The sequence below is a fragment of the Bathymodiolus platifrons methanotrophic gill symbiont genome (assembly GCF_002189065.1).
In the GTDB taxonomy this organism is placed as follows: domain Bacteria; phylum Pseudomonadota; class Gammaproteobacteria; order Methylococcales; family Methylomonadaceae; genus Methyloprofundus.
The window spans coordinates 1-7,270 of sequence record NZ_BDMN01000334.1 but is presented as its reverse complement, the minus strand read 5'-3'; the positions used below and the strand labels follow the sequence as shown (position 1 = coordinate 7,270).

At 38.3% G+C, this 7,270-nt stretch carries 7 protein-coding genes; 4 read left to right on the top strand and 3 right to left on the bottom strand.

Features of this window, described 5'->3' with window-relative positions; translation table 11 throughout:
• Positions 1–80 precede the first annotated feature (80 nt).
• Positions 81–212, top strand: coding sequence for a recombinase family protein (locus CDZ78_RS16980; RefSeq protein WP_140414152.1), 132 nt, complete (start codon positions 81–83; stop codon positions 210–212).
• Positions 213–675: 463 nt separating this feature from the next.
• Here CDZ78_RS16980 and CDZ78_RS16975 read toward each other — a convergent pair whose 3' ends face one another.
• The gene (locus CDZ78_RS16975; RefSeq protein ID WP_087871053.1) at positions 676–1,929 is read right to left on the bottom strand and encodes an integrase catalytic domain-containing protein; all 1,254 of its coding nucleotides are present in this window, start codon (positions 1,927–1,929) and stop codon (positions 676–678) included.
• 142 nt (positions 1,930–2,071) lie between these two features.
• Between CDZ78_RS16975 and CDZ78_RS22280 the strand changes: the two genes are divergently transcribed.
• Complete coding sequence (locus CDZ78_RS22280) at positions 2,072–2,218, top strand: hypothetical protein (RefSeq protein WP_167374372.1); 147 nt, start codon at positions 2,072–2,074, stop codon at positions 2,216–2,218.
• Between the two features lie 37 nt (positions 2,219–2,255).
• Positions 2,256–2,465, top strand: a complete 210-nt coding sequence (locus CDZ78_RS21400) for a hypothetical protein (protein WP_140414151.1) — start codon at positions 2,256–2,258, stop codon at positions 2,463–2,465.
• A gap of 155 nt (positions 2,466–2,620) precedes the next feature.
• Here CDZ78_RS21400 and CDZ78_RS16970 read toward each other — a convergent pair whose 3' ends face one another.
• Both CDZ78_RS16970 and CDZ78_RS16965 read right to left on the bottom strand, forming a co-directional pair.
• Positions 2,621–3,247, bottom strand: coding sequence for an MAE_28990/MAE_18760 family HEPN-like nuclease (locus CDZ78_RS16970; RefSeq protein ID WP_167374371.1), 627 nt, complete (start codon positions 3,245–3,247; stop codon positions 2,621–2,623).
• A complete protein-coding gene (locus tag CDZ78_RS16965; protein ID WP_087871052.1) occupies positions 3,247–4,281 on the bottom strand; it encodes a DUF262 domain-containing protein in 1,035 nt (344 codons plus the stop codon). Before CDZ78_RS16965 ends, CDZ78_RS16970 begins: the two co-directional genes overlap by 1 nt.
• 786 nt (positions 4,282–5,067) lie before the next feature.
• Between CDZ78_RS16965 and CDZ78_RS16960 the strand changes: the two genes are divergently transcribed.
• Positions 5,068–7,233: an HIRAN domain-containing protein gene (locus CDZ78_RS16960; RefSeq protein WP_087871051.1), complete on the top strand. Its 2,166-nt coding sequence runs from the start codon at positions 5,068–5,070 to the stop codon at positions 7,231–7,233.
• The last annotated feature ends 37 nt before the right edge of the window (positions 7,234–7,270 follow it).

Genomic DNA, 7,270 nt, shown 5'->3' with positions numbered 1-7,270 from the left:
CGCAAATAGCGTTAAAAAAGGCTGTTAAAAAACATATCATGTGTTATCGTTAATAAAACCCATGTTAAAGAAGTAAACAAATGAAAATAGGTTACGTCCGAGTTTCAACAACATCTCAAGATACATCACTACAAATAGACGCGCTTAATGCAGCTGGTTGCGAAATAATTTATGAGGAAAAAGCACCACCACATAAACGACCATTTATGTGACAGTACCTTGATAGTGTTATATGTTTGGCATTACTTAGGAACATAGTAAAACTGTGAATCAAATGTAGCTTAATAAATGTCCTGTACAAATTTTATACAATATAACCCTATCCTATATGTATCGTGGCTTTCAGTCAGTTACTCAAAAGTAGCACACACTTTTATCAACAGTTCTTGTGGGTAACTACGATATAAGAATTGTTGCTCACAATTTACGCATAGTAATGTCACAGGGTTATTTATCTCTGCATGGTGTGATACATACGTCTTAATGTGAGTTATCAAGATAATAAAGCCTCACTAATAGTAATTGTTAAATGCGGATTGAACAAAAATCAAGTATTCATTAGGGCAGGTAAAATAGGGGGCATAACTTTTACATGATGGGTAAAGGGTAGGCAAAAAACAGTATTTTCCAATTAACAAATGAGTCTGAACAGAGCATTTAATCCAACCCTAAAAATCAGGCGTTTTTCTGTTCATTGATTTGTTTAAATAATCGCTTTTTAGCGAGATTTAGTTGGTCAGCTGATTTATTATCACTCACCTTATAAGCAACTATATCTAACTGTTCAAAGGATAGAGATTTTTTTAGGAAGTTTTTAGCATTATCCAGTGATTTCAGCTTTTCATAAGGTGTCATCATCATATCATAGTGATATTTCTTCCTTTGCTTTCCTTTGTCATCAGTGACGATAGTTGGAAAGTAACAGGGGCGGTGGAAATTAATAAAGGGAATTAGGTGATCTCTATTAAAAACATTAATTTCATCTGCCCAGTGTTGCTTTATATGGCCATAGCCAAAGGTTTTACGTACAACCGAAGCATTTTTACTTTCTGCCAGTGCATTGTCATTGCTGTGCCTTGAGCGCGATTTGGTTAATTCAATATTAAGTTTATTAAGCAGTTCTGCTACGTGGCGATTAATGTATTCTGAGCCGTTATCCGCATGAAAACCACTTATGTCAAATGGAAAAATTTCAAGCATTTCTGTCAAAACAGGAATTAAAAACTGTTCGCTAATTCGACTGCAAGAGAGTACGACTTGATATTGAGTCACCTCATCAACGGCATTAATATGGTAAACACCTTTTATACCATCCTGATCGCCTTGATGAACCGTATCCACCCTTATATAACCCGGTTTTCCTGTCGTGTTAGGTTTGCGCTTGTCACCGATTGCAACCTGCCGGGATTTGGTTTTTTCAAAGTTTCTTCTCTGTTTTTGGTACCCCGCTGAACTCCTTAAATTATAAAGATGTGATACTGAAATATTGGCAATATTTTTATATTCTGTTTCATCAAATATTAAATAGGCTCGTTCACAGAGCTTTTTAATAACAGCGCCGCTAGGTGTGTTGTAACGTTCATCCATATCAGCCAGCAAAGCAATATCAATCGCGGTATATTTTCGTTTGAATCCTGGCGGTTTGTTTGTTCCTCGTTGTTGTATGACTCCTGTATTCAGGTACTGCTGAATGAGACGAGTTAGCTGCTGACGAGAGTATACTGTTACTTGCAACAGAAAACGCCGCACAATACCTTTCTGCCGTTTATTTAACGCTCTGTAGTGAAACTGCTTTAATGTTGATTGGATGAAATCATAGCGCGTTTTTTTATCACCAGGGACGCTAAATGCAACCGCTTGCGTACCGTCTAAAAATGTTTGTAATTCTTCAGTATTTTTTAATGCTTTAAGATTCATGATGGCTTTCATTCGCTGCCAGCCATGGAGAGCGAAAGCGAGGGCTGGTAGTCCCCAGAAGGCGTAGGGCCGTTGTTTTGTCGAAATCGTAGCGCTAGCGTAGGTGTAGACAAAATAAAAGGCATTCCGAAACGCCGTCCAGTCATTTGAGGGAGTGTTACGAAGCCAGCACCGAGTTTACGATGGTAATGGCGAAGTGGCACGTACGCAGGACGTCTGGGGCGCCGAAGGCATTAGTGGTCGCGTTAAGTTTTTGCCGCTTGCTTGGGCTGGGATGTGGCTAAAATTTTATCCCGAATAGCCGTAGAGCCATTTGTGGTAGCCATGACTGAGCTGCTTTGTGCTCAGTCTGTCGCGGACGCAGGGCGGCTGGAGCATCTCCTCTTCGCTGCGTAGGTGAACGAATTACGGCGACAGGAGTCCCGGAATTTCGTGAGGTAGCATGGCGCGCCTGCCCAGAACACCTATCTTGTCACAGGACTAGCGGGTTACTCCAAAAGCCTGAAAAAACTGGCAGAAATTTACAGTCAAGGCTCAATCACCGATAAAGACTGTGTTAAGGCTGAGAAACTTAAAACTGCATCTAAGTTAATTCTTGACGGGATGACGCCAATGGAGGCTATCAGCGAAGTGGACTTCAAAGCTTCGGATATAGATCCCGATAGAGTGGACATAAGCTATAGCGATTTACAAGATAGCTACATCAAGACTTATAACTATTTATTTCCTCCGTTGCCAGCCAAGGAGAGCGAAAGCGAGGGCTGACAGCGTTTGCAAGAGACTCTTCTAATTTACTTTCTAGCATACTAAATATATTTTCAATTACGAGTAGCTCTTGTTCTAACTCTTTTTTAGTTATTTCCACATTATTATCACCATGAGCAATTGAGTCTCTGGTTGATGCGATTCCGTCAAGCTTTTTCAAGGAAGTATTTTCTTCTGAAGAAAAAAATATACCTAAAGAATTAAAAAGTTTTTGCACGGAGTGAGATTTATATTTAGGCTTTTTTTCACGAGTAAAATTGAGATAACTTATATCATTTGGATTTCTTTTATAAACAGACATTACATTGTTAATTGTAATATTCTCTCCAGATTGAGAATGAAAATGTTGTAGCAACAAACAGATATGAATTTGCTCAATATTCAATTTCTTTACTCTATCAATATATGATTCTACCAAGTCTTTTATACTTCCTTCAAATTCTGAAAGCATCATTACCCACATGGATTTCAAAATATAAATCTCTTTTTGATCACCAGGCTCACCATCTCTTCCTGTAAATTGGTTTACTATGGAGGTTATATTTTCAATACGCTTATTAAGCATTAGCTCGCCAGTAAGTCGAGTATAGCTTGAACTCTTTCTTGGACCTTTCTCCCTCCTGATCCTAATGATTTTTTAAATTCGTCATTTACCATAAGATCTTGCAATTTCGATACAAACTTATCTGGGGTTATATTTATGCTCTCTTCCTTAACCTCGGAAAATGCCAACATTTCCGCCTCAAATACCGATCTATTTGTTGTTGTATTCCATGTGTTAGTTTTATATTGAAATATTGAAAAAGCTTTATCCCCAAGAAATTTATTGATTTTTTTAATTGTTTCTTGAAATAAAATCTTAAGCTCTAAAGCCTCATCATCACCAATGTTTCTATTATCTTTCATGTATTTAGTTAAGAAGTAACTCAACTGATCAGATCGTTTTAAACCACTACTATGATAAGCAAAAAAACGTAGTACTAATTCTTCATGGGCCATATTGCTTTGGTCAATTTTTAGCCTAAATTTAATAAGTTTTGTGAAACTGTCTTCACATGCTAATTCTTTTAAAAGATTATTAAATGTCCCTCTGAGGGTATTATTCCTGATTTCCTGGGGGGTTAATTGAACACTCCCCAAGTTTAAACGCTCGAAAACCTCATATTTTACTTCCTCATCAGAATCATTAAGAATCACTATTGCTCTTATTGATCTTTTTCTGATTTCATCTTTATCTTTTTGGTCAAGTTCTGAATATCTCTTGCCATTCACATCCGACCTAATATGTAATTTTTCAAGCTTAAATTCATCATTAAAAAAACCTTCAAATGTTCTTAATCTCTGCTGTCCATCTATCACTTCATATATGAGAGTTTCTTCTTGCTCTGCAAAATAAATTACAGGAATAGGGATATTAAGTAAAAGTGATTCAATTAACCTGGATCTTTTATTTTCAGACTCATCATTTGCTGTCCAAACTTCGTTTCTTTGGTAATCAGGGGATATAATAATATCTTCATTTTTAATTTTAGTAACCAAATCCTGTACAGAATAATCATACGGCTGAGTTATAACTCTTCTTGGTCTTTGTTTTTGCATGAAACACCTTTATAAATCACTCTACATCGAATTGTGGGATTCCCATCTAAAGCGGGACACCTACGCTCAGAAAAGGCAGGCCTAAGATAATCTAGACCCCTTGAAATTACTGGCTGTCCCAGCTTAGGCGGGACAGCCTAATTTTACACTGATTAGTACAAATAAAGAAGCGGAGAGTCGCTATTTTGATGTATACCCTGGGGCAAGTTTGAAGGTCTATTTACCAAAAAAATGCACCTTAGAGCCTTCTCTGCCATACTCCTTATATAGATGTACCCTTTTACTCAAAATAGGACGCAGTAGCCGCGTGGCGTATATCTTGAAACTTTCATCTATCAATGATAAGTCTTTTCACTCTTACTTTGAAGATCTTAGGATTCCCATCTAAAGCGGGACATCTACGCTCAGAAAAGGTAGGCCTAAGGTTGATCTAGCCAGCCCAAGCAACCGACAAAACAATTTAAATCGGGGAGTCCCTACTTTTGCGAAAGCTCATTTTGGGCGTCCAAGCCCAAGTTCGCGGCAAAAGCTTAACGGGACTGATTAAAATCTGCGATGCCCTGATTCGCCCTGCGTCCACTTATAAAAACCCTAGAGGGGTTTTTATTTAGTTACCTCAAATGGCTTGACGCGATGTCGGAATGCCTTGTATTTTCTCTACGCAAAAAGACGCTTCGAGAAAACACCCGGCCCTATCGCTATCACGGACTAAAAATCTTCACTTCGCTTAAGCTCCGTTTCCAGGATTTTCAGCGAGAGCTTAACTGCACGTTTAACTAAAATGCAATGCAAAAGGCTTTAATATTTACCCCAGATAATGGTCAGGCGGAGCTCGAAGAGATATTTATTGATGAGGCAGATCTCTTCTTGTTAGATATCCCTCAAGAATATTACCCCCTCATCTTAGATGTCAAAGGGCTTTCTTCCCTCGAAGGAAAAGGTATACCTAGTTCCGTGAAGAGGCGGCTCGAGGATTATCTTACTGCACCTTCAACCGATCATATTGGAAAAATATATTCACTTGATCAATCCAATGATATTGATGCTATCGCCAATCATACGCTAGATCGCTTTCTTGTTTCGCTCGATCCTCAACAAAAGAGTATTGTTGAAAAACCTTTTGATGGCGGGCCTTGGTTAATTCGTGGTGGACCGGGGACAGGTAAGACTCTGATTAATCTTGCAAGAATTAAGCGTATTTATCAAGAAGGAATTGGTGACGACCTATTGCAACATGGTTCAATTAAAACTGGCTTTATAACCTTTAATAAGCAACTATCAAAATCTGCAGAGGCTATGTTTAAAGCCATTAGTATTGATTCTTCTGGAGGTGATGTTAGCTTTTCCACATTAGATTCGTTGGTGATGAGCTTGTTGGGAAATGCAGGGAAGGAAAGTAAGGTTGTTTTTGAAAAAGAACAAGCCGCAGTTCTGAATTTAGTAATGGGCTCTGTTAATGATGAACGATGGGATGAGAAATATATATCTACAATTCAGCAGCGTCGTGGCAGTAGTTTTATTCTGGAAGAGTTTGATCAGATCATATTAGGAAATGGTCTAACAAAGGAGGAGGACTATCTTAGTTTCACTCGAAAGGGGCGGAAGGTTGCCTTACTCTCCAAGGAGAGGGGACTGATTCATAGGCTGTATAGATTATGGTCTAAAGAAATGACGCGACGTGGCTGGTCTACTTTTGCTGGAAGGCGACTTACCGTTGAACGGATGATATATCAAGGTCAACTTGATATTTCCCGTAATTGTTATGACTACCTATTTATTGATGAGTTACAAGATTTATCAGTTACCGCCATTCGCCTTTTGGCGCACTTAGTCAAATATCCTAAAAATCTAACCTTCACTGCCGATACCGCTCAGTCGATTTATTTAAAATCGCCTTCTTGGAGCAATATATCGAATAATATCCGATTTCACCCTGGCAATAGCTTTATTCTTCGGAAGTCATATCGAATAACATCTGAAATTGATCGTGCTGTAAAACCACTGAGGTTAAATGCGGGTGACACTGAAAAAGATAATGATGGCATTGAACAGACCATTTTCTCAGGTGAAAAGCCATGTTGGCTAAATTGCTCTTTAGATAATCATCCATCGGCAGCCGCTGAATTATCTAAGGCATTGATTGAGAAAGATATTAATCCCGGACAAATTGCGATAATTACACCTGATAAAAAAACAACAGACTTGGTACAACAAGCTTTATCTAGTTATGGGGTTCCTTCTGATGTATTTCAAAAAAATAGGGGGCTAGACATTAATTCTAAAGCTGTACACCTATTACATGCTCATGTTGTTAAAGGCCTGGAGTTTCCTTTTGTAATTGTTACTGGGATTGTCGAAGGAAAATATCCACCGTATTCAGCAGTTCAGGCTGCTAAAGACAATGTTCAATTAGAAGAAACTATGGATAACGCGCGGCGCCTCCTATATGTAGCACTTTCGCGGGCGGCGAGAGGACTCTGGATGCTAACGGACGAACTCATGCCTAGTCCACTATTGACGTATCTTAATCAAGAAGACTGGACATACAGAGAAAAGAGAGTTAATTCAACCTTAAAGAAACCCTATGAAATTAAATCGCATGTGTCAGGTATTCAGTACGCTTGTGGTGAAATAATATTATCCCAGTACTTTCAGGTGGGTGATATTTTGGTTACTAATCGAGAGAAAAATAATATTCATGACTCTAATGCCATTTTTCTCACACATAATAAAAAGAAGATTGGGTACATACCCAGGGATTTAGCTGCTTTAGTAGCTAATGTTATTGATCAGGGTATGAATGTTTACGTTCGAATAATATGTATCAATGATTCAAGCCTATATAGTGGTTTGACTATCTCAATATCTATGCCCTCCCAAGAAAAAGGAAGGCAAGCATCTAAACCTAAAAACATCCAACGATTTAAAGATATATACAAACCCTACCATTAAAGTAAGAAGGCCTTATGTAGAAACTGGCAGCAAAAAG